The organism is Pseudomonas sp. 1L-E-NC-VB-C3 (genome assembly GCF_057291535.1).
In genome coordinates this window covers 185383-205421 of sequence record NZ_JBXAWD010000005.1, presented here as the reverse complement: position 1 = coordinate 205421, position 20039 = coordinate 185383, and the positions used below count along the sequence as shown (strand labels likewise).

At 60.6% G+C, this 20039-nt stretch carries 16 protein-coding genes and 2 pseudogenes; 14 read left to right on the top strand and 4 right to left on the bottom strand.

What is annotated here, in order from left to right:
* Nucleotides 1-18: 18 nt before the first annotated feature.
* Nucleotides 19-165: pseudogene (locus tag AC0Z5Z_RS10795) on the bottom strand (HAMP domain-containing protein); the annotation flags it as partial.
* A 1537-nt stretch (nucleotides 166-1702) separates the two neighbouring features.
* On the opposite strand from AC0Z5Z_RS10795, the gene AC0Z5Z_RS10790 reads away from it, so the two are divergent.
* The 3 genes and pseudogenes from AC0Z5Z_RS10790 (at nucleotide 1703) to AC0Z5Z_RS10780 (ending at nucleotide 4904) form a co-directional block, all read left to right on the top strand.
* A complete protein-coding gene (locus AC0Z5Z_RS10790) occupies nucleotides 1703-3019 on the top strand; it encodes a Na+/H+ antiporter family protein (RefSeq protein WP_056791374.1) in 1317 nt (438 codons plus the stop codon).
* Nucleotides 3020-3221: 202 nt separating this feature from the next.
* Nucleotides 3222-4046: pseudogene (locus AC0Z5Z_RS10785) on the top strand (cache domain-containing protein); the annotation flags it as partial.
* Nucleotides 4047-4082: 36 nt separating this feature from the next.
* Nucleotides 4083-4904, top strand: coding sequence for a methyl-accepting chemotaxis protein (locus AC0Z5Z_RS10780; RefSeq protein WP_370695145.1), 822 nt, complete (start codon nucleotides 4083-4085; stop codon nucleotides 4902-4904).
* Nucleotides 4905-5105: 201 nt separating this feature from the next.
* Here the strand turns inward: AC0Z5Z_RS10780 and AC0Z5Z_RS10775 are convergent, their stop codons facing one another.
* Nucleotides 5106-6041 (bottom strand): LysR family transcriptional regulator, encoded by a 936-nt coding sequence (locus AC0Z5Z_RS10775; RefSeq protein ID WP_485611040.1) that lies wholly within the window; start codon nucleotides 6039-6041, stop codon nucleotides 5106-5108.
* 113 nt (nucleotides 6042-6154) lie between these two features.
* On the opposite strand from AC0Z5Z_RS10775, the gene AC0Z5Z_RS10770 reads away from it, so the two are divergent.
* The 3 genes from AC0Z5Z_RS10770 (at nucleotide 6155) to AC0Z5Z_RS10760 (ending at nucleotide 7918) form a co-directional block, all read left to right on the top strand.
* The gene (locus AC0Z5Z_RS10770; RefSeq protein ID WP_016775407.1) at nucleotides 6155-6640 is read left to right on the top strand and encodes a DMT family transporter; all 486 of its coding nucleotides are present in this window, start codon (nucleotides 6155-6157) and stop codon (nucleotides 6638-6640) included.
* 3 nt (nucleotides 6641-6643) lie between these two features.
* Nucleotides 6644-7096, top strand: coding sequence for a DMT family transporter (locus tag AC0Z5Z_RS10765; protein WP_252886478.1), 453 nt, complete (start codon nucleotides 6644-6646; stop codon nucleotides 7094-7096).
* Between the two features lie 654 nt (nucleotides 7097-7750).
* Entirely contained in the window at nucleotides 7751-7918 is a 168-nt protein-coding gene (locus tag AC0Z5Z_RS10760; RefSeq protein WP_016775405.1) for a metallothionein, read from the top strand.
* Nucleotides 7919-7939: 21 nt separating this feature from the next.
* On the opposite strand, the gene AC0Z5Z_RS10755 is transcribed toward AC0Z5Z_RS10760, so the two are convergent.
* Both AC0Z5Z_RS10755 and AC0Z5Z_RS10750 read right to left on the bottom strand, forming a co-directional pair.
* A complete protein-coding gene (locus AC0Z5Z_RS10755; RefSeq protein WP_252867926.1) occupies nucleotides 7940-8212 on the bottom strand; it encodes a hypothetical protein in 273 nt (90 codons plus the stop codon).
* Nucleotides 8213-8261: 49 nt separating this feature from the next.
* Entirely contained in the window at nucleotides 8262-8489 is a 228-nt protein-coding gene (locus AC0Z5Z_RS10750) for a DUF6555 family protein (RefSeq protein WP_016775403.1), read from the bottom strand.
* A gap of 146 nt (nucleotides 8490-8635) precedes the next feature.
* On the opposite strand from AC0Z5Z_RS10750, the gene AC0Z5Z_RS10745 reads away from it, so the two are divergent.
* The 8 genes from AC0Z5Z_RS10745 to AC0Z5Z_RS10710 all read left to right on the top strand — a co-directional run bounded on the left by AC0Z5Z_RS10745 (nucleotide 8636) and on the right by AC0Z5Z_RS10710 (nucleotide 19946).
* Nucleotides 8636-9403 carry an AraC family transcriptional regulator gene (locus tag AC0Z5Z_RS10745; protein WP_423662309.1) on the top strand — a complete coding sequence of 256 codons (768 nt, stop codon included), beginning with the start codon at nucleotides 8636-8638 and terminating at the stop codon, nucleotides 9401-9403.
* Nucleotides 9404-9614: 211 nt separating this feature from the next.
* On the top strand, nucleotides 9615-9788 hold the full coding sequence (locus AC0Z5Z_RS10740; protein ID WP_073471384.1) for a DUF1427 family protein: 174 nt from the start codon (nucleotides 9615-9617) through the stop codon (nucleotides 9786-9788).
* 31 nt (nucleotides 9789-9819) lie between these two features.
* Nucleotides 9820-10776, top strand: a complete 957-nt coding sequence (locus AC0Z5Z_RS10735; RefSeq protein ID WP_485611039.1) for a quinone oxidoreductase family protein — start codon at nucleotides 9820-9822, stop codon at nucleotides 10774-10776.
* Nucleotides 10777-11046: 270 nt separating this feature from the next.
* Complete coding sequence (gene tssI, locus AC0Z5Z_RS10730; protein WP_460161091.1) at nucleotides 11047-13050, top strand: type VI secretion system tip protein TssI/VgrG; 2004 nt, start codon at nucleotides 11047-11049, stop codon at nucleotides 13048-13050.
* Nucleotides 13047-13913 carry a DUF4123 domain-containing protein gene (locus AC0Z5Z_RS10725; RefSeq protein WP_460161090.1) on the top strand — a complete coding sequence of 289 codons (867 nt, stop codon included), beginning with the start codon at nucleotides 13047-13049 and terminating at the stop codon, nucleotides 13911-13913. The genes tssI and AC0Z5Z_RS10725 overlap by 4 nt, the downstream gene beginning before the upstream one ends.
* Nucleotides 13910-17500 carry a toxin VasX gene (locus AC0Z5Z_RS10720; RefSeq protein ID WP_485611038.1) on the top strand — a complete coding sequence of 1197 codons (3591 nt, stop codon included), beginning with the start codon at nucleotides 13910-13912 and terminating at the stop codon, nucleotides 17498-17500. Before AC0Z5Z_RS10725 ends, AC0Z5Z_RS10720 begins: the two co-directional genes overlap by 4 nt.
* Nucleotides 17490-18605, top strand: a complete 1116-nt coding sequence (locus tag AC0Z5Z_RS10715) for a hypothetical protein (protein ID WP_485611037.1) — start codon at nucleotides 17490-17492, stop codon at nucleotides 18603-18605. The genes AC0Z5Z_RS10720 and AC0Z5Z_RS10715 overlap by 11 nt, the downstream gene beginning before the upstream one ends.
* A gap of 231 nt (nucleotides 18606-18836) precedes the next feature.
* On the top strand, nucleotides 18837-19946 hold the full coding sequence (locus tag AC0Z5Z_RS10710; protein ID WP_252884520.1) for a hypothetical protein: 1110 nt from the start codon (nucleotides 18837-18839) through the stop codon (nucleotides 19944-19946).
* The last annotated feature ends 93 nt before the right edge of the window (nucleotides 19947-20039 follow it).

Below are 20039 nucleotides of genomic sequence, written 5' to 3'. Positions count from 1 at the left end.
GATCGGCTGCAACTTGTCGAGGAACTTGTTGAACCAACCGGCCAATTGGCCCAGTTCGTCCTGCTTGTCATAGGCCAGACGCCGGGTCAGGTCGCCTTCGCCGCTGGCGATGTCTTCAAGCATGTGCGCCACACCGAGAATCGGCTTGGTCACGCTGCGCGCCATCAGCCACACCAGCAGCAGGCCGATCAGCGCGGCGAGCAGGCCCAGGCTCAATTCGATCAGCGTGCCCGAGGTATTGCTCGCATCCAGTTGCTGCTTGAGCGCTTCGGCGCGGCTGACCAGGACTTTCTCCGGCACATCGAGCAACACGCCCCATGCCGGTCCGTCGGGAATCGGCTGGAACGGCGACAGCACTTTCAACTGGCCGTTGCTGTGCAGGCTGCTCACGCCAGTGCTCGCGGCGAGCAGGCGCAGCAACTCGCTGCCGCTGGCCTGATCCACCGCATCCAGGCGCTGGCTGAGTTTGCCGGCATCCGGGCTGTAACCGGCGAGCAGGCCGGCGGGGCTGACGATACTCACGGCGGTCTGACCGTCATACAGCTTGCGGCTGGCGTTCTGGCTGATCGCTTGCAGGCTGTTGAGGTTGATGTCGACCGACAGCGAGGCGATGACTTTGCCGTTGACCTGCAGCGGGAAGACGATGCTGGTCATCAGCACTTTGTGGCCGTCGATGACATAGAAGTACGGCTCGATCACACACGGTTTGAGCGTGGTGCGCGGGCAGGTGAACCAAGCGTTGGCGGCCTGACCGCTGGGGCCGGTGCTGGTGTCGCTCATGTCGCTTTCCGGCAGCGCCATCGAAGTGACTTTGCCCGGGGTCGGCTGCGACCAGTACAGGGCAAAACGGCCCTTGTCGTTGCTGCCCAGCTCAGCCTGATCGGCGAACAGTTCGTCCTTGCCGTCCAGCGCATTGGCTTCGAACACCAGCGACAGGCCGAGCAGGTCCGGGTTGGCTTGCAGCGCGGATTTGACCTGACGGGTCATGTCCTCGCGCAGGTCGAAGGCATCGAGAAAGCGCTTCTCGGCCTGCTCACGCAAAAACAGTACCTGCCGCGAGAAACCGTGGCCGTACTGATAGGCGTCCATGAATTGCTGACGAATGCCGGCGGCCTGCACTTCACCTTGCGATTCGATCCGCGCCTGCGCCGACTCGGTGAGCATCTCCATGCTCGAGGCCTTGACCAGCGCCGAGCTGTGTTCCATGCGATACAGCGAAAGACCGACCAACAGGGTCACGATACCGGCCAGGCAGAGGCCGGCGAGCAGGGTGATTTTCCACTGGATGGAAAGTTGTCTGAGCGACATGGAAAACATCCTTATCCGATAAATATCTGAGACTTTGCACTGTAGCGGCCGCGTTTCGGCTTTCTTTATGCCGTGAGCGCAATATGACCGATTGCCGCATGCGGGGCCTGTGGTCCTGTGGTCCTGTAGTCCTGTGGCGAGGGGATTTATCCCCGTTCGGCTGCGAAGCAGTCGTGACACCTGCGTACAGGGTTGATTTAAAGTTTGCCGGGGGCGGCTTCGCCACCCAACGGGGATAAATCCCCTCGCCACAGAGCTTTGACAGCGCCGCCACTCTGCGGCACAGTGCGCGCCCTCTAACAAGACCCTCTGTACACCTCCGCCGGCCAACCCCGGGCGGACTCATCCTGTCTGGCGGTGTGTTTTCACCCGCAGTGTTTTTTGAGGTAGTGAAATGAATGCAGTCATAGCAGCCGTCGGCGTCATGCTGATCCTCAGCCTGTCGCGCGTGCATGTGGTGATCGCGCTGATCGTCGGGGCGCTGGTCGGTGGCCTGACCGGCGGTCTGGGCATCGACGCAACACTCAAGGCGTTCAACAGCGGGCTGGGCGGTGGCGCGACGGTGGCGTTGTCCTACGCCTTGCTCGGCGCGTTCGCCGTGGCGATTGCCAAATCCGGCCTCGCCCATGCGCTGGCCGACAAGGCTTTGGCGATGGTGGATCGGCAGCACGCAACCGGCGGCGGTAACGTCAAATGGCTGCTGATCGGCCTGCTGTGGGTGGTGGCGATTGCCTCGCAGAACATCCTGCCGATCCATATCGCGTTCATTCCGCTGCTGGTGCCGCCACTTCTATATGTACTGACCAAGCTGCAACTCGATCGCCGTCTGATCGCCTGCGTCATGACCTTTGGCCTGATCACCCCGTACATGTTTCTGCCGGTGGGTTTCGGCAACATCTTCCTCAACGAAATCCTGCTGGCCAACGTCGCCCGCAGCGGTGTCGACATCAGCGGCATCAATGTCACCCACGCCATGGGCATTCCGGCGCTGGGCATGGTTTTCGGACTGGCGATCGCGTTCATCAGCTACCGCAAGAAGCGCGTTTATGACCTGGCCAAAATCGAACAGGTCGAGCAGACGGCGGTGCACTACAACCCGCTGAGCCTGATGATCGCCGGTGTGGCCATCGCTTCGGCATTCGTGGTGCAGTTGCTGCTGGACTCGATGATTATCGGCGCTCTGGTCGGCTTCCTGATTTTCTCGGTGTCGGGCATCGTCAAATGGCGCGAGACCGATGACCTGTTCACCGAAGGCATGAAGATGATGGCGATGATCGGTTTCATCATGATCGCCGCCTCAGGTTTTGCCGAAGTGATGAAGGCCACCGGGCAGGTGCAGACGCTGGTCGAATCGTCGGCGGCCTGGATCAATCACAGCAAAGGCGTGGGTGCATTGTTGATGCTGCTGGTGGGCTTGCTGGTGACCATGGGCATCGGTTCGTCGTTCTCCACCGTGCCGATTCTGGCGGCGATTTTCGTGCCGTTGTGCGTGCAACTGGGCTTCAGCCCGATCGCCATCGTCTGCATCGTTGGCACTGCCGGTGCGCTGGGCGATGCCGGTTCGCCGGCCTCGGACTCGACCCTCGGCCCGACCTCGGGGCTGAACATCGACGGCCAGCATCACCACATCTGGGACACCGTCGTACCGACCTTCCTGCACTACAACCTGCCGCTGCTGGTGTTTGGCTGGGTTGCGGCGATGGTTCTCTAAAAAATCCACAATTGCCCCATGTGGGAGCGAGCCTGCTCGCGAAGGCGTCGTGTCAGTCGACACACAGGTTGCTGAGCCAACGCTTTCGCGAGCAGGCTCGCTCCCACAGGGGGGGCGGCGATGTTTCAAGACTCAACTTTTGCCCCGGCGTGCCGTTAAAGCCTTTAACCACGCCAACAAAATCAAAAGAGTGAGTCCCCCGATGCGCCTGAGTCTCAAGGCTAAAGTCCTGTCCCTTGCCGTTCTGCCGGTGCTGCTCTTTGCGCTGGTCATCAGCGTGACCACGCTGTTCATCCTCCAGGAACAGGCGCGCAAGGAGGTCGAACAGACCCGCGAGCGGCTGCTCAGCGACGCCAAGGCCACCCTGCAAAGTTACGTCGCCGTGGCCATGACCACGATCAAACCGCTGTACGACGCCGCCGCACCGGGCGATGACGCGGCGCGGGCGCAAGCGATCAAATTGCTCTCGGGCATCCGCTACGGCAAGGATGGCTACTTCTTCGGCTACGACTCCGAGACCGTGCGTCTGTTCAAGGCCAACGACCCCGACGGCGTGGGCAAAAGCTTCAAGGACAACCGCGATCCGAACGGCGTCTACGTCAACCTCGGCCTGGTCAAAGTGGCCAAGGACGGCACCCACTATCTGCAATACAGCTCACCGCTGCCGGGTAACGCCAAGGTGCTGGTGCCGAAACTCGGCTACACCGAATACCTGCCGAAGTGGGACATGGCGGTCGGTACCTCGGTCAACCTCGACGGCATCGAAGCGCAAGTGGCGCAGGTCGAGGCGCAAGTGCAGGAGCGCGTGCAAGGCGTGGTGCTGAGCATCGTCGGCGTTGCGGTGCTGGTGCTGTTGGTGATCGCGGCGGCGGGGATGCTGCTGGCCAACACCATTCTGCGCCCGCTGACCCTGATGAAAGCCAACCTCGATGATATCGCGGCGGGCGAGGGCGACCTGACCCGACGCCTGAACATCACCAGCCAGGACGAACTCGGCGAACTGGCCGGCTCGTTCAATCGTTTCGTCGACAAGATCCACGGCCTGGTGCGGCAGATCACCGAGATGACCACGCAACTGACCGGTCTGGTCACCCAGGTCTCGGAACAGGCGCAGCGTTCCGATCAGGCCATGGAGCGTCAGCGCCACGAAACCGATCAGGTCGCCACGGCGATCAACGAAATGTCCGCCGCCGCCCAGGAAGTCGCCAAGAGCGCACAGAACGCCGCCGTCGCCGCTCAGCAGACCGACGAAGAAGGCCAGAGCGCCAAGCGCGTGGTGGCGGGCAGCATCAAGCAGATTCATGCGCTGGTCGACGACATCCGCAACAGCGGCGTGTCGCTGGACAGCTTGCAGCAGGACGTCAGTTCGATTGTCGGCGTGCTTGGGGTGATCCGTTCGATTGCCGAACAGACCAACCTGCTGGCGCTCAACGCCGCGATCGAAGCGGCACGTGCCGGTGAGGCCGGGCGTGGCTTTGCGGTTGTTGCGGACGAAGTACGCGCACTGGCCAGCCGCACGCAGATCAGCACCCAGGAAATCCAGGGCATGATCGACCGCTTGCAGGCCGGTACGCAGCAGGCGGTCGAAGCCATGCGCCGTTCCAGCGAGGCCGGCGATGGTACTTCGCAGCAAGCCAATCAGGCCGGTGCATCGCTGGACGCGATGGCGCAGTTGATCGCCACGATCAACTCGATGAACGCGCAGATCGCCAGCGCAGCGGAAGAGCAGACGGCGGTGGCCGAAGAGATCAACCGCAGCGTGCATCAGATTGCCGTGGCGGTGGACAGCGTCGCCGATGAAACGCAACTGGGCGCGCAAACGTCGCGCAGTCTGGCGGAGCTGGGGCAGCGGTTGGGCAAGCTGGTGGGGCAGTTCCGTATCTGATGGCCTGAAAAGCCCCTCACCCTAGCCCTCTCCCAGAGGGAGAGGGAACCGATTGGGGAATATTGCGGGATTACGCCGACCTGAAAGTCCTGCTTTGAATCCATAATCGACGCGGTTTTTCAGGTCGATGCAGTAGGTGGGACACCTCGGTCGGTTCCCTCTCCCTCAGGGAGAGGGCTAGGGTGAGGGGGCTCTTGATCTTCAGGCTCTGTCCCAATAGGGAATGTCGCCAAAGCACTCGACAAAAAAATCAATCACCGTCCTCACCTTCACCGACAGCCGTCGGCTCCCCGGCCACAGCACGGCGATCTGCTGCGGTTCCAGGCTGTTCGACACCTGATATTCCCCCAGCACCGGCACCAGTGTGCCTTCGCGCACCGCTTCGCCAATCAGCCACGACGGAAACATCACCAGCCCCAGCCCCTGCTGAGCGGCCTGGGTCAGGGTGTCGGCGTGGTTGCCGGTGATCGGGCCTTTGACGGTGTACGGCGTCCAGTCCTCGCCATCACGGCGGAAAAACCAACGCTGCTGACCGGCCGCGCCTTTATAGGCCAGGCACTGATGTTGCGCGAGTTCGTCCGGGTGCTGCGGCGTGCCGTGGCGTTTGAGGTAGGCCGGGCTGGCGGCGACCTGAAAACGGTGCGGCGCCACAATGCGTGCCTGCATGCTCGAATCGTGCAGCGCGCCGATGCGAAACAGCAGGTCGGCGCCTTCCTGTAGCGGGTCGATGTAATGGTCGGTTTGCTGGATATCCAGTTGCAGCTTCGGATAGCGCGCGCAGAGCTCGCCCAGCCAGGGCGTCAGATGGCGTTGGCCGAACACCACCGGGGCGTTGATGCGCACCAGTCCGGTGGGTTCGCTTTGCTGCTCCTGCAACGCCTGCTCGGCCTCTTCCAATTGCACCAGCAGTAACCGCGCATGGTGGCCGAGCGTGCGCCCGGCTTCAGTCGGCGTGACGGCGCGGGTGTGGCGGTAGAGCAATTGCTGGTTCAGCGCCTGTTCCATCAACTGGATCTGCCGCGAAATGGAGGAGGGCGCGACCCCTTCGCGGCGGGCGACTTCGGAAAAACTGCCGTGGTCGAGGACCGCCACAAACAGCCTTAACGCTTTGAATCCGAGTTCTTTGAGCCCGTGCATGCCGTGTCTCGCTGTGCGTGTTGCGCAAAAGTGTTGTCCGGATGCTCCCATTTATCGCACAGCGGCGCCAGCCGATAATCCGCGCCATTGTTTTTGAGTGTGGAAGGTTATGTATGCAGACGTTGGATGAAGGGGTGGTTGCTGCACCGGTGAAAAGATCGGTGTTGCGTCTGCTGTTGCTGCCACTGGTAATTCTCGCTGGCATGGGCTTGTCGGTAGAAGCCGGATTGCTCGGGCCGCTGGGTGAGCAGGTCGGGCATTTGTGGGCGACTTTGAGCATCTTCGGCGTGGGTTCGGCGATCCTGTTTTTGCTCCTGCTGTTTGCCGGCCCACAGAAAGGTCCGGCGCTGACCGAACTGCCGCGCTGGCAATTGATCGGTGGTTTTCTCGGGCCGATCTACGTGGTGGTGCTGACGCTGGCGACGCCGCACATCGGCATTGCCATGACGATGATTGCGATTTTGTCCGGTCAGGTCGGCAAGAGTGTGCTGATCGACCATTTCGGCTGGTTCGGCGCGACGCGCAAGAAGGTCAACGGCGAGCGCTGGCTGGCGTTGGGCTTGATTGTGGTGGCTTTGGTTCTGATTGCGCGGGGGTGAATGATGGGTCTGGTGATTTTGTTGGCGGTGGTGGTATTGGCCGGTGCGGTGTTGAGTGTGCAGGCCGCGATCAATGGTTGTCTGGGTGAAACGGTCGGTGTGCTGCGCTCCAGTCTGCTGACATTTGCGGTGGGCGCGGTGGTGACCGGGTTGTTGATTCTGTTTTTCGAGCCGGCGCAGGCGGTGAGTCTGCTTGAGGTGCCGAAGTGGCAGTTGACCGGGGCGCTGTTTGGTGTGGTGTACATGATGGTGATGGTTGGCGCGGTGCCGGTGGTCGGGACGGCTGTGGCGACGGTGGCGGTGATTGTCGGGCAGTTGGGGATGGGGATGTTGATCGACAATTTTGGCTGGTTGGGGAATCCGGCGATCGGCTTGTCTCCGAGTCGGATGTTGGCGATGGTGTGTCTGGCGGTGGCTTTGGTGTTTATGTATCGGAGTTCGCGGCAGGCGCAGTGATTTTATTTTTTTGACTGTGTACATATCCGTTGCTGCGGGTGTTGCTTCTGGCGGTTCCGCTCTTACAGCGGGTCACTTTTTCAGACGCCAAAAAGTAACCAAAAGGCTTGGCCCCGGCGTTCGGCCCGCTCGCTGGGGCTCGGGGTTCCTTCGCTCCGGGACCGATCCCTCCACTCAGCCTGCCGATGGGGCCGGCACGGCAAGATCAAGGGCGGTACTCGAGCTTGCGCTCATTGTGTTGAGTGGTTAGGAGCGGGTGGTGTCTGGCTTTGGTTTTGTGCCGGGATTCGCCCCTCACCCCAGCCCTCTCCCGAGGGAGAGGGAGCCGACCGAGTTGTTTCGCGTTATACAGCGAACTGAAAGACCTTATCGATTATGGATTCGGTGACGCACGATCAGGTCGGTGTACTTTTGAAGCACTCCCCAATCAGTCCCCTCTCCCTTTGGGAGAGGGCTAGGGTGAGGGGCTTTTGATGTCATGTGCAGGTCTGTGCAGCGCGATGTCGTTCTGGTGGGAGCGAGCCTGCTCGCGAAAGCCATCTCTGCGTCGCCCAATCTCTCAACAGTTGGTCAGCCTGCAACACCACCTTCTACACTGTCCCTTACGGCTTACCACTCAAGCCTCAGACAACCACTACGCAAGGAGTCTGTCCCATGTCCGATAAAAAATGCGACTGCCCGGGCTGCAACTGCACGATCAAAGAAGGCGAACATTCCTACGCTGTACACGGTAAACACTATTGCTGCGAGGCTTGCGCTCATCACCACAAACACGGTGAAGAGTGTGCGATGAAGGGTTGCGGTTGCGCTCATCCGAAATAAGCGGGGCAAAAAAAGTGGAGCCTAATCAGGCTCCACTTCCATTTTCAGACTGTCGTCTTCATGTCGTTCAAAGTGCCTCACCGTGCCTTGCAGTGTTCGCCCTTCGACCTTGACCACCACAACCTTGGCTTGGTGGAGGTCTTCCGGTACCGGTGCCTGGACGCACAAGGTGAAGCGGTAAGGGTCATCCGCGACCGTTTCCAGTGCGACTTGGCAATTCACCGTTTTGGTGATCTGGCCGAAGAAGGTGGTCAGGCCGTAGTCCAGTCGGGCCGTGTGATAAGTGTCGGTCATCGGTCGATTCCCCCTGTCGATTGCCAAGCCTGCGGTGGAGGCGGTGGGGTCAGTTGGTCTGGCGCCAGGTGACGTTTTCCAGGCCGAATTTTTCTGCCATCGGTTTGCTGGTCTTTTGCACTTTCTCGCGGCCGAAGCGCGGGATGCGACCCACGCCCGCGTCGCAGCTTGCCCAATGCCAGGCTTCGGCGTTGTCCATTTTGTCCGAGCGGATAATGAACGACTTGGGGGTGCCATGCAGTGTGTAGTCGATGACGTAAAGTTTTGCGTTGTTCATAAAGCCCGAATTCCTCCCTGTGGTATTAAACGGATCGCGCTGTGCCGGGAAAATTCATTCGGATTGTCCGACGGTATCTATCGTTGGCGAGGGCGCGGCGTGCTGGTTACCATGGCGGCTTCGCCAACCCCCTGTGAACGCTCGCCATGGCCCTCGCCGCGCCCCCTGATCTGACCGACACCGATGTCCCCGTGCAACCGCTGGCGCGAACCTATCCGCGTGGTTTGTTCATCGAGCCGCACGAGCATGTCTGGGGGCAGTTGCTGTATGCGATGAGCGGGGTGATGTGGGTCGAAACCCCGCACGAAGCGCTGGTGGTGCCGCCGCAGCGGGCGGTGTGGTTGCCGCCGGGGGTGCCGCACGGGATTCGGGTGGTGTCGGATTTGCAGATGCGCAATATCTACCTGCGCCCGGCGCTGGCGGCGACGCTGGATGCGACGGTGCAGGTGATCGAAGTCGGTGGTCTGCTGCGCGAGTTGATCGTCGGACTGGTGGCGCAGGGCGATGACGGCGAGGCTGAGTATTACGATGCACTGGTCGGGCTGGCATTGCTGGAACTGCGCCGGGCCAGGCGTTCGCAGTTGAAGATTCCACTGCCGGACGAGTCCGACCGGCGTCTGATGAATCTGTGTCAGGCGGTGATGGCCGCGCCGTCGCTGGAGATCCCGTTCGAGCAGCATGCGGAAAACGCCGGGGCCAGCGTGCGCACCCTGGCGCGGTTGTTCAAGGACAGCCTCGGCATGGGCTTCGCCGAATGGCGACGGCAGGTGCAGTTGGCGACGGCGGTGGCGGCGTTGATTCAAGGCGTGGCGGTGAGCGTCATTGCTCGCGAACTGGGTTATTCACCGAGCAGTTTCAGCGACATGTTTCGCCGGGAACTTGGCGTAGCGCCTTCGCAATTCTCGGCAACTTGAACAGATCCATGTGGGAGCGAGCCTGCTCGCGAAAGCTTTGCACCAGGCAATGAAGTGCTGACTGGAAGACCGCATTCGCGAGCAGGCTCGCTCCCACACGGTTCTATGGCGGCTGCAGAAGGTTTGTCCGAAATTCAGAAGTCCTTGGCCGATACCGCTCCGCCCGTTTCCCTAGACTCTGCCCATCACTTATCGCGGCGGAGTTCCTTTCATGAACTACCTCATTTCTCTGGCCATCGGCCTGGGCGTCGGCCTGCTCTACGGCGCGCTCGATTTCCGTTCTCCCGCCCCACCGGCCATCGCGCTGGTCGGTCTGCTTGGCATGTTGGCCGGTGAGCAGTTGTGGCCGCTGGGCCGGCAACTGGTCGCTGGCTGGTTGTCCTGAATTTCCCTTTTTCTTTTCGGTGGATGTGCCCATGAAAGCGTTGCAATTCGATCAGACCGGCGACCTGTCTTCCCTGCGTTTCGTCAACGTTCCGACCCCGGTGCCCGGCGCCGATGAAGTGCTGGTGCAGATCAAGGCTGCCGGGCTCAATCCCAGCGATGTGAAAAACGTCCTCGGGCGTTTTCCCTACACCACGCTGCCACGGGTTCCGGGGCGGGATTTTGCCGGGGTGGTGGTCGAGGGGCCGCAAGCGTTGATCGGTCAGGAAGTCTGGGGTACCGGGCGCGAGCTGGGCTTCTTCGCCGACGGCGCCCATGCGCAATTCGTCAAACTTCCGGCGAGCGGCGTGGCGCACAAACCGGTGCATCTGAGTTTCGCCCAAGCGGCCAGCTTGGGCGTGCCGTACACCACGGCGTGGGATGCGTTGGAACGCAGTCTGGTCAGCGCCGATACACGTTTGCTGGTGATCGGCGGCGGGGCAGTGGCAACTGCGGCTTTGGCCCTGGCAAAAGTGCGCGGCGCGCAATTGCTGGCGGCGGCGCGCCGGCCCGAGCAGGTAGCCGATTTGCAGCAGCAGGGCTATCAGACGATTCAACTGGATAAGCCAGAAGACCTCGGTGCCCAGGTCAATGCGGTGTATCGCGGCGGCGCCGATGTGATCTTCGACACCACCGGTTTCTGGCTGCCCGCCTCGGTGGCGGCACTGGCGACCTTCGGCCGCATCGCCATCATCGCCGCACCGGTCGACGGCCATGTGCAATTGCCGGCGCTGGCGCTGTATCGCAAGGGCGGCTCGGTGGTCGGGATCAACTCGTTGTTGTACGGCGTTGAGGCGTGCGCGGCGATGCTCGAGCAGTTCGGGCGGTTCTTCGATGAGGATCGCTTGCCGCTGCCGCAGGGCCTGGTGGAGGTGCCGCTGGCTGAAGGGCTGGCGCGCTATGAAGAGGTCAATCAGGGTGGCGGCGACAAGATCATCTTGCTGCCCTGACTCACGCAAATCCCTGTGGGAGCGAGCCTGCTCGCGATGACGGTAGATCAGTTAAACCGTCGGCGACTGACACACCGTTTTCGCGAGCAGGCTCGCTCCCACAGGGGAAAGGCATAGGATTCGGGATCATTTCCGTAGGATCCAGGGCGTTTCTCTGTGGGCCACGTCCTTTTCGCTCGCAGACCGGCAAAACAGGGAAACCTCTGACTTCACCCATTGCCGTGCACCGTTGCACAGTCCCGTCTTTCACTCAGACACAGGGACAGGTGGATGCGCATCGCTGGCAGGCCCGTTGTTTTCACTCTCGAGATAGAAGGCGTTTCCCACGATCTTCAAGTGTTCGATTTTCGCACCCGGGAAGTGCTCAACCAGACCTACGAACTGGATCTCGAGCTGGTCAGCGAGCGCCCCGATGTGGATCTGGAAGGCTTACTGCATCGGCCGGCCTTTCTCTGTTTCGGTGCCGACGGTAGCGGCATGCACGGGCTGGTCTATCGGGTCGGCCAAGGTGATTGCGGTGTTCGGCTGAGCCGTTACCAGATCACCCTGGCGCCACATCTTGCCTACCTCGCGCATCGGCGCAATCAGCGGATTTTCCAGAACCTGAGCGTGCCGCAGATCATCGCCAATGTGTTGAGCGATCACGGTATGCAGGCCGATGCCTGGCATTTTCAGCTCAGCGCCGAGTACCCGGCGCGGGTGTATTGCGTGCAATATCAGGAATCCGATCTGCACTTCATCCAGAGGCTGTGCGAAGAGGAGGGTCTGCACTTTCACTTCCGTCACCGCCGTGAGGCGCACCTGTTGGTGTTCGGCGACGATCAAACGGCGTTCCTCAAACACGACGTGACGACGCGCTATTTGCAGGGCAACGGCCTGGTTGCCGATGCGCCGGTTATCGACCAGTTCACTGTGCGCCTGGAGCCACGCTCCAACCTCGTCGAGCGCCGCGACTATCACTTCGAAAAGCCCGCAGTGCAGTTGGACGCCAAGGTCAGCGCAGCGTGCGTTCCGCTGCTGGAAGATTATGAGTTTCCCGGGCAGTTCACCCATCGCGAGCGCGGCAAGCACCTCAGCCAGCGTGCGCTGGAGCGCCATGGTGCCGACTATCGTCTGGCTAACGGGCGCAGCAATCAGGCGCTGATGCGCGGCGGCAGTTTCATGACCATGGCGGATTACTCGCGCGCCGACTGCAACGATTTATGGTTGCTGAGCGAGGTCGAGCACATCGGCAAACAGCCGCAAGTGCTCGAGGAAGCGTTCACCGAGCAGGCTGACGCAGATGGTTTCAGTCAGGGCTATCGCAACCATTTCGTCGCGACGCCGTGGGACGTGGTGTTTCGCCCGCAGCTCAAGCATGTCAAACCGCGCGTCAGTGGCAGTCAGTTGGCGGTGGTGACCGGCCCGCCCGGCGAAGAAATCTACAGCGATGCCTACGGCCGCGTGAAAGTGCAAATGCTCTGGGATCGCGACGGCCAGCGTGATGAACAGTCAAGTTGCTGGCTGCGCGTGGCCACTGCCTGGGCGCATGACCGCTACGGCAGCGTGCAGATTCCTCGCGTCGGTATGGAAGTGCTGGTGGGCTTCACCGATGGCGATCCGGACAAACCGTATGTGCTCGCCTGCCTGCCCAACGCCGAAACCCCGGTGCCACTGGACCTGCCGGCGCAACAGACGCGCAGTATCTGGCGCAGCCAGAGCAGTCCCGGTGGCGGTGGTTACAACGAACTGCGCATCGAGGACCGGCAAGGCGCGGAAGAAATCTCCATCAGGGCGCAGCGCGACTTGGTGCAGCACGTGCTCAACGACTTGCGTGTGCAGATCGACAACCTGCACAGCCAAGTGATTGGCGGCGTTTCCAGCCTTGAGTTGCGCGACGAAGAACATCACCTGACCCACGGCAACCGCCTGACTGAACTCAAGCAGGACGATCATCTGTGGGTGCAGGGCGAGCAGCATGTGCGGGTCGCCAGCCAGCGCGTCAGTGCCGCGCAGCAGCTGCATTTCGGCGCGGGCGAGCAGGTGGTTTTCAACAGCGGCCTGCAGATCACCCTGGCTGCTGGCGGGCATTGGCTGACGGTCGGCGCCGCCGGCATTTTCAGCAGTGTGCCGGTGGTGCAGGGCGGGGCGCCAACGGTGTGTCTGCCAGCGGAACCGTTGCTACCGGGGGCTGCGCCGTTGCTCAAGGCGACGTTCGATGCCGTGCAGCAACGGCATGCGCTGCTGACCACGCGGACCTCGCGTTGCCTGATTTGCGAGGCGGCCCAGGCATGAGCCTTTTGACGGATTGGCCTGAAGGTTTGCCGTGGGCTGAGCAGCAGGCGTTTGTGCTGCTCGACGGCGCGACGATCGCCGATTTACCGGCGCAACTGCGAAGGCTCGACCCCGCCGCCAACGCTTTTGCGCTCTACGACCAGCCACCGTTTTCGGCCCTGCGCGATGTCTCGCCGCTGCTGGTGGCGCTCGCGGACGCTGACGATCCGGTGGCGCGGTTTTATCGCCAGCATGCCCAACAGGAATGGGGCGTGCTGTTGTTCAGCGCCGCGCCGGCGCATGAAATCGTCGCGCATTTGCGCCAGTTGCTGATCGTCGAGTTGCCGGTCGGCTCGCCGGTGTTGTTGCGGCTGGCGGATGCCGCCGTGGCGCAGGCGCTGTTTGCCAGCGGCGATGCGAGTCTGTTCGGGCCGCTGGGGTGTGTGGTCACGGCGGATGGCGCGCGGGGAGTCTGGCACTGTCAGCGACCTCGCCAAGGGCAGGGTGGGGCGCTGGTGGCGCCGTATCGGTTGAGTGCGGAGCAGGATGCCGCGCTGGATCGGGTGGATCGGCGGCGGGTGTTGCTACAAGTCGATGCGTATTTGCTTGAATATTTTCCCCGGTTTCATACCGGGGAAACCATCGCTGAACGTTGGATACTTCTGGAACAAATCGAGGCAAAAGCCAGCGCGCTCGGCCTGAGCAGCCAATCGGAATGGCTTTACTTCGCCAACCTTGTCGCGTCTCTCAATGGTGCTGATCCGGATCAGCATCCGCAGATCCAGCACTTGCTACACGAGCCCTCCCTGCAACCGATCGGTGAGCGCTTGACGCTGGCCGTTTCAATGGCCCGCCAATGGGCGTCTGAAAGAGTCCGACCATGAACCATCCCGCCGACCTTGCGGCAGCCGCCGCGTCCAAAGCCCCGATCATCGGCCCCGCCGCCTGCCCCTTGCGCAACACCCACGTGCAACTATTGCCCCTCGCGTACGGCCTTGTCGAAAAACCCTTCGACCCCAGCACCGAAATCACGCTGCCGTACACCCTGACCACGCGCCCCATGGGCATCCGCCGCCTGCGCGACGGTTGGCTGTACATCGTCGACAGCCTCAGCGGTGAGCTCTACGAATACCGCGTGCTGGAAGGCGTCATCAGCGCATTGCTGCATCGCGGCAAAAGCGTCAGCGAGGATCAGCGCAGCGCCATCGAAGAACGTCCGGCGTTGATCTTTTCGCGCAAAAGCACCCTTTACGTGACCTTCGCCGACGTGCAGTTGAGCGCGGCGAAGTGCCGACAGGTGCTGGACAGTGCGCAGGAACGCGAGCACTTCATGCAGGCGGTCGATCTCGGCCCGGTGCATTGTCTGATCGGCGGCGAGCATCTGCTTACCGTGGCTCAGGCGAAACAGTGGCTGGCGGAAGTGGCCTGCACAGCGAAACCGCTGGCCGAGGCGGACGCCACGCGTATGCCGACGGTGCAGGTCAGCGATGCGCCCGAGCACGAACGCGAACCTTATCTGTGGGAAAACCCACGACGTTTTCGCGAGGCGCATATCGGCGAATTTCTCGGTCGGGTGCGCGGGCCTTATCAGGACGACACGCTGTTTCTGCTGGTCAACGACGACCTTGGAGTAATGCGCGATCTGGCCGATTATCAGGACCTGGTAGTCGGCTGGATCGAGCAGTGGAGCAACACCGACAACAACGAGCGCGACTATCTGCTGGCCAGTTACATCGAGTCGCTGAGCCAGCTCGGCGCTCAGGATTTCGACACCCTGGCCAAGGCCAGCGACGATCCGCGCGCCCAGGCATTGTTTGCTGAACTGGAGCAATTGCCCGAGCCGGATCGGGAAAATACCCGGCAGGCGCTGCTCGACTATTTGAACAAGGGTGGTGAGGTCGAGCCAGTTGCAGTCGAAGCCACGCCTGAGTTGCAACAGCTTCGCGAAAAGGCATTGGACGAGTCACTGGCGCTGAACCGCTTCGACGGCGTTGCCCCGGATTTCACCGCGCACGCTCGCGTCACCGCCGAGGCGGACCGACGCTTTTACACCCGCGAATATTTTTCTGAAGTCGCCCCGGCCGACTTCGTCGAGCGCCACCTGAACACACTGGTCGACCTCGGCAAGGATCAGAGCCGACGCATGAAAGACGTGCTCGACGGCCCATTGCTCAGCGGCAAACGCGGCATCAACGACCTGATCGACCGCCCGGCCATGGACGAGGTGCTGAACAGTCATCGCGACAACCTCGGACGCTGGAATCGCCTGCTCGAACGCATCACCGCCGATCGCGCGCAACTGCTGTGCGCCGGGCGTTTCCATCGCTCGGCGTGGTATTTCGACGGCCAACTGCCGGCGCAGATCGATCAGGCGCTCGCCAGCGAATACGCCTGCCTCAAGGACATCGGCCGTAGCGACGCGGCCAATGAGCAAATGCTCGATTACCTCGAACAACACCCGCAACTGACCCGCCCGCTGTTCTACACCTTGCCGCTGCGCTTGCAGACCGAACAGGCCGGGCAATATTCAACGCTGTTCAACGCCGGCATGGCGATGTTCAACAACCTGCCGGACTGGCTGGCCAAATTGCAGAGCATCGAGCAGCCGCAGCTGCCGGCCCTCGACGATCTGCCCGCACACAGCCGCGTCCTCGCCGATGCCGTGCAAGACACCTACAGCCCGGCGCTGAACCTCGGCCTGAGCCGGGCGCTGGAAGGCTTTGATCTCGCCGGCGAGAAAATCCCCGACCTCGACGAACTGTTCCAGCGCCTGCCCAAAGCCCTGCGCCTGCGCGTCTTCGACGCCGCGCGAACCAGCGGCGTGACCTTCACCGTATCCACCCCGGCGGAACAAGCGGCGCTGCAAGCCACGATCAAGGAAGTGCTGCGCGAACGCGACTACCTGAAAACCCTCAACCGTGAACGCAACCAGCTCACCCACAACAAAAACCGCCAGGGCCACAAAACCGCCCGCGCGGTGGAATTGCAGCAGGAAATCGTCCGCGTGCGCACGCAACTGGGCTTGTTCGAAGGAAGACTGGCGGCAGCGTTAAGCCCGATCGACGAACTGCCGGATCGCTCGGCCCGGCTGTATGGCGCCACACCGGCGAAAGCGGGCGTGACGGTGGTGTTTCCGCCGGCGCAGCAAGGGGAATTGCGCGGGTTGCTGGAGAACATTCGCGCGGGGGTGGCGGGGGTTTCGAAGGCGAGTCTGGTGCGGACGGAGGGGATGGGGTTGTTGGTGGTGTTGGTGCAGGTGGTGAATTTGGTGGGGGTTTATCGAGAGGTGATGAAGCAGACGAGGGACAGGAAGAAACGGGCGGATTTTGTTGCTGCCGTAATCGCGACAGGCGCAGCCGGATTTACCGCTGCGCAAGGGCTTGCCGATACGGCGCTCAAGGCTCGAAGCGCGAGTCTTATTGCCAGCATGCAGGTTGAAGCGCTGCGACAGGTTCATGTGCAGATGGGGAAGTTGCATGTTGGGTTGGGGGCGTTTACTTATGTTCTGGGTTTGAGAACTTCGTTTGCCAGCTTCAGAATTAGCGATCGAAAGTGGCAAGATGCAATTCGTAGTGGCACTCAATTTGAGCAGAAAGCGGCTGCGGTGGCGACGTTGGGCGCCGCAGGTATAGTTGCAACTAACGGATATGGGGCGAGCAACACTTTTCACGCTTCTTTTAAAGTGTTGACTGCAGCGAACAGTTCGGCACGCGCAGCGGCGTGGGCTGCCGCTGGCACACGTCTTTCTACTGTATTTTTTCGCTTCAATCTCGCCGGTGCGTTGTTCACCGTGCTGGAATTCGTCGGAACGTGGCTATTCCATCGCTACAACCTCTCTGCCCACGATAAGTGGTTGAAAGTCACGCCCTGGAGCCGTGATGAAGAGATGCGCGGTGACCACTCCCTGGATGACTATCAAAATTATCTGGCGTTTTTGATACACGCTCCTTACGCCCAATCAGGACCTGATCCCAGTGACACCTGGCTGAAGACTTTATTATTTGGCGCCAAACCCAGTGATATTCATTTGGTTCTGCCGAGGCTGGCGCTAAACGATCTTCTGCCGCCGTTAAACGGTAAACCGAGTCGACGCTTGGGAATCGGTGCCCATCGACTTGTTGCACCGCTGCATGGTCGCGGTGTGCCGCAAGTGCGCAAGGAAGTCATCAGTGAGGAGATATTGAGCAGTCTGCGAATCGTGAAGTCATCACCAGATGGTTTGGTGCTTTGTCTTCAGTACCCCATCCGTCCCGATTCTGACTATACGCCTGCAAAAGAAACGCTCGAACTTGCCATATGTATCCAGACCGTCAATGGCAAAGGTGGGGCGGAGTCAAGAACGCGCGTGATTCATATTGACCCTCTGGATAGCGGTCATTTTGCTGTAGTAACTCCCGGCTCAATTAAAGACAACCCTCCGGTTTTGCTGGTAGAAACTCAATACCTCGAATGGGCTGACCATGCTGAATAATCGCAGTAATCCTCCTTCCAGTTCGGAATATGAGGGGGTTAAAAAAGCGGGCGATATTGAGCCGTTCCCAAGCGGGAAGATTACCTATCTCGCACCGTTGCCATTACCTACATCAATGCCGCCTTACGGACCTCATATCGGAGCGTTCAATGACGGATACATGGACTTTGGTCTCGGCTCACTGGAGGTATTCCCATGGCAGCTAATTCTCGGCGCGACGACCGCAGGAACTTTTATGGTTCTCGTTTTGATTCCTTTATTTACGGGCTTGCTAGGGATTCTTTTTGGCTATGGAAACGAGGCGATTTGGGAATCAATGGTTGGTGTATTCGAAGTGGCGTTGGAAAATGAATTAATTTGCGGTCCCTTGATCTTGCTCATCGGTATTGGTGTCTGGCATCACCACCACAAAAAACGTCTCTCCCTCATCCCAACCCGCTTCAACCGTCAACGCCGCGAAGTCTGCTTCATGCCCGAAGGCGCCACCGAGCCGGTCTTTGTCCCGTGGGAGTCGCTCAGCGCCTGGATCATCGAAGCCAAGGGTGCCACCCAGTTCGGCATCCATCGCCAATACGGCATGGGCATCGGTTTCTACCAAGGTGAAACCCTCATAAGCCAGGAATTCCAATGCGCCGGCCTGGAGCTCGCGATCAGCCATTGGGAAGCGATTCGCGGTTACATGGAGTACGAAGTCAACGACCTCAAATCCATTCAGGATTTGCAAGACCTTCAAGGCCCGGACGACCCGCCCCACGAAGGCCTGCATACTTTTCGTAACGCCCGCGCGCGGATGCACCAGCAGATCCGTGACGGCCGCCGCTCGCGGTTGTCGGGATTTTTTTGGTACCTGTATCACGTCATGACTTTATGGACGATTCCCAATCGTCTGGTCGAATGGGAAGTGCGTCGGCTGGAAAGAATCGGCAAGCAGGCGCTGCCGGAAGTCATGCGTGCCTGGTCCGAGCCGCTGCCCGAAGAGCAATGGGCCAAGCCCAGTGAAGAGTTGTTGCGACTGAGTGAACAAGTGCGGCGGATGCACAAGCGCCAGCCGCATCGGCCGATTACGCAGATTTTCGCTGAGATTTGCAGGCGGGCTGTGGACTGATGCAGAGCAGTTTTGTGACCAGAGGAGGGGAGGTTTTTTGCCTGTTTGAGCGCCTTCGCGAGCAGGCTCGCTCCCACAGGGGACCGCGCTGGATGCGGATGTTTCGGTTGATCTTGGCCGAGGTGGGAGACCCTCGGGGTGGCGGCCATTTCTCAGTTGTTGCTACCGGGTCGGTCAAGGAAAACCCGATGGTTCTGCTGGTAGAAACTCAATACCTCGAATGGGCTGACCATGCTGAATAATCACAATGAGCCTATTGTTGATGCGCAATGTGAGGTGGTCAGAAAAGCGGGCGATGTAGAGCCATTTCCGAGTGGAAAAATTACCTATCTCGCACCATTGCCCTTACCTACAGCGATGCCGCCTTACGGACCTCACATCGGAGCGTTCAATGACGGATACATGGACTTTGGTCTCGGCTCACTGGAGGTATTCCCATGGCAGCTAATTATCGGCGGAACGACCGCAGGCACTTTTATAGTTCTCGTTTTATTTCCTTTGTTCACGGGCTTGCTAGGAATTCTATTTGGCTATGGAAACGAGGCAATTTGGGAGTCAATGGTTGGTGTATTCGAAGTGGCATTGGAAAATGAATTAATCAGCAGCCCCTTGATCTTGCTTATTTGTCTAGGCGTCTGGCACCACGCTCACAACAAACGCGCCACTCTCATCCCAACCCGCTTCAACCGTCAACGCCGCGAAGTCTGCTTCATGCCCGAAGGCGCCATCGAGCCAGTCTTCGTCCCATGGGAATCGCTGTCTGCCTGGATCATCGAAGCCAAAGGCGCCACCCAGTTCGGCATCCACCGCCAATACGGCATGGGCATCGGTTTCTACCAAGGTGAAACCCTCATAAGCCAGGAATTCCAATGCGCCGGCCTGGAGCTCGCGATCAGCCATTGGGAAGCGATTCGCGGTTACATGGAGTACGAAGTCAACGACCTCAAATCCATTCAGGATTTGCAAGACCTTCAAGGCCCGGACGACCCGCCCCACGAAGGCCTGCATACTTTTCGTAACGCCCGCGCGCGGATGCACCAGCAGATCCGTGACGGCCGCCGCTCGCGGTTGTCGGGATTTTTTTGGTACCTGTATCACGTCATGACTTTATGGACGATTCCCAATCGTCTGGTCGAATGGGAAGTGCGTCGGCTGGAAAGAATCGGCAAGCAGGCGCTGCCGGAAGTCATGCGTGCCTGGTCCGAGCCGCTGCCGAAAGAGCAATGGGCCAAGCCCAGTGAAGAGCTGCTGCGGCTGAGCGAACAAGTGCGGCGTATGCACAAGCGCCAGCCGCATCGGCCGATTACGCAGATTTTCGCTGAGGTTTGCAGGCGGGGCTGACTGGACGGTGCAGGCAGGTTCGATTGCTTTCGCGAGCGGGCTCGCTCCCACAGGAGACCACCGTACAAATGTGGGAGCGAGCCTGCTCGCGAA

What these genes read in the sequence shown, in the direction of transcription:
- AC0Z5Z_RS10790 (WP_056791374.1), top strand. Translation starts at nt 1,703, where the DNA reads ATGAATGCAGTCATAGCAGCCGTCGGCGTCATGCTGATCCTCAGCCTG.
- AC0Z5Z_RS10780 (WP_370695145.1), top strand. Translation starts at nt 4,083, where the DNA reads ATGACCACGCAACTGACCGGTCTGGTCACCCAGGTCTCGGAACAGGCG.
- AC0Z5Z_RS10775 (WP_485611040.1), bottom strand. Translation starts at nt 6,041, where the DNA reads ATGCACGGGCTCAAAGAACTCGGATTCAAAGCGTTAAGGCTGTTTGTG.
- AC0Z5Z_RS10770 (WP_016775407.1), top strand. Translation starts at nt 6,155, where the DNA reads ATGCAGACGTTGGATGAAGGGGTGGTTGCTGCACCGGTGAAAAGATCG.
- AC0Z5Z_RS10765 (WP_252886478.1), top strand. Translation starts at nt 6,644, where the DNA reads ATGGGTCTGGTGATTTTGTTGGCGGTGGTGGTATTGGCCGGTGCGGTG.
- AC0Z5Z_RS10760 (WP_016775405.1), top strand. Translation starts at nt 7,751, where the DNA reads ATGTCCGATAAAAAATGCGACTGCCCGGGCTGCAACTGCACGATCAAA.
- AC0Z5Z_RS10755 (WP_252867926.1), bottom strand. Translation starts at nt 8,212, where the DNA reads ATGACCGACACTTATCACACGGCCCGACTGGACTACGGCCTGACCACC.
- AC0Z5Z_RS10750 (WP_016775403.1), bottom strand. Translation starts at nt 8,489, where the DNA reads ATGAACAACGCAAAACTTTACGTCATCGACTACACACTGCATGGCACC.
- AC0Z5Z_RS10745 (WP_423662309.1), top strand. Translation starts at nt 8,636, where the DNA reads ATGGCCCTCGCCGCGCCCCCTGATCTGACCGACACCGATGTCCCCGTG.
- AC0Z5Z_RS10740 (WP_073471384.1), top strand. Translation starts at nt 9,615, where the DNA reads ATGAACTACCTCATTTCTCTGGCCATCGGCCTGGGCGTCGGCCTGCTC.
- AC0Z5Z_RS10735 (WP_485611039.1), top strand. Translation starts at nt 9,820, where the DNA reads ATGAAAGCGTTGCAATTCGATCAGACCGGCGACCTGTCTTCCCTGCGT.
- tssI (WP_460161091.1), top strand. Translation starts at nt 11,047, where the DNA reads ATGCGCATCGCTGGCAGGCCCGTTGTTTTCACTCTCGAGATAGAAGGC.
- AC0Z5Z_RS10725 (WP_460161090.1), top strand. Translation starts at nt 13,047, where the DNA reads ATGAGCCTTTTGACGGATTGGCCTGAAGGTTTGCCGTGGGCTGAGCAG.
- AC0Z5Z_RS10720 (WP_485611038.1), top strand. Translation starts at nt 13,910, where the DNA reads ATGAACCATCCCGCCGACCTTGCGGCAGCCGCCGCGTCCAAAGCCCCG.
- AC0Z5Z_RS10715 (WP_485611037.1), top strand. Translation starts at nt 17,490, where the DNA reads ATGCTGAATAATCGCAGTAATCCTCCTTCCAGTTCGGAATATGAGGGG.
- AC0Z5Z_RS10710 (WP_252884520.1), top strand. Translation starts at nt 18,837, where the DNA reads ATGCTGAATAATCACAATGAGCCTATTGTTGATGCGCAATGTGAGGTG.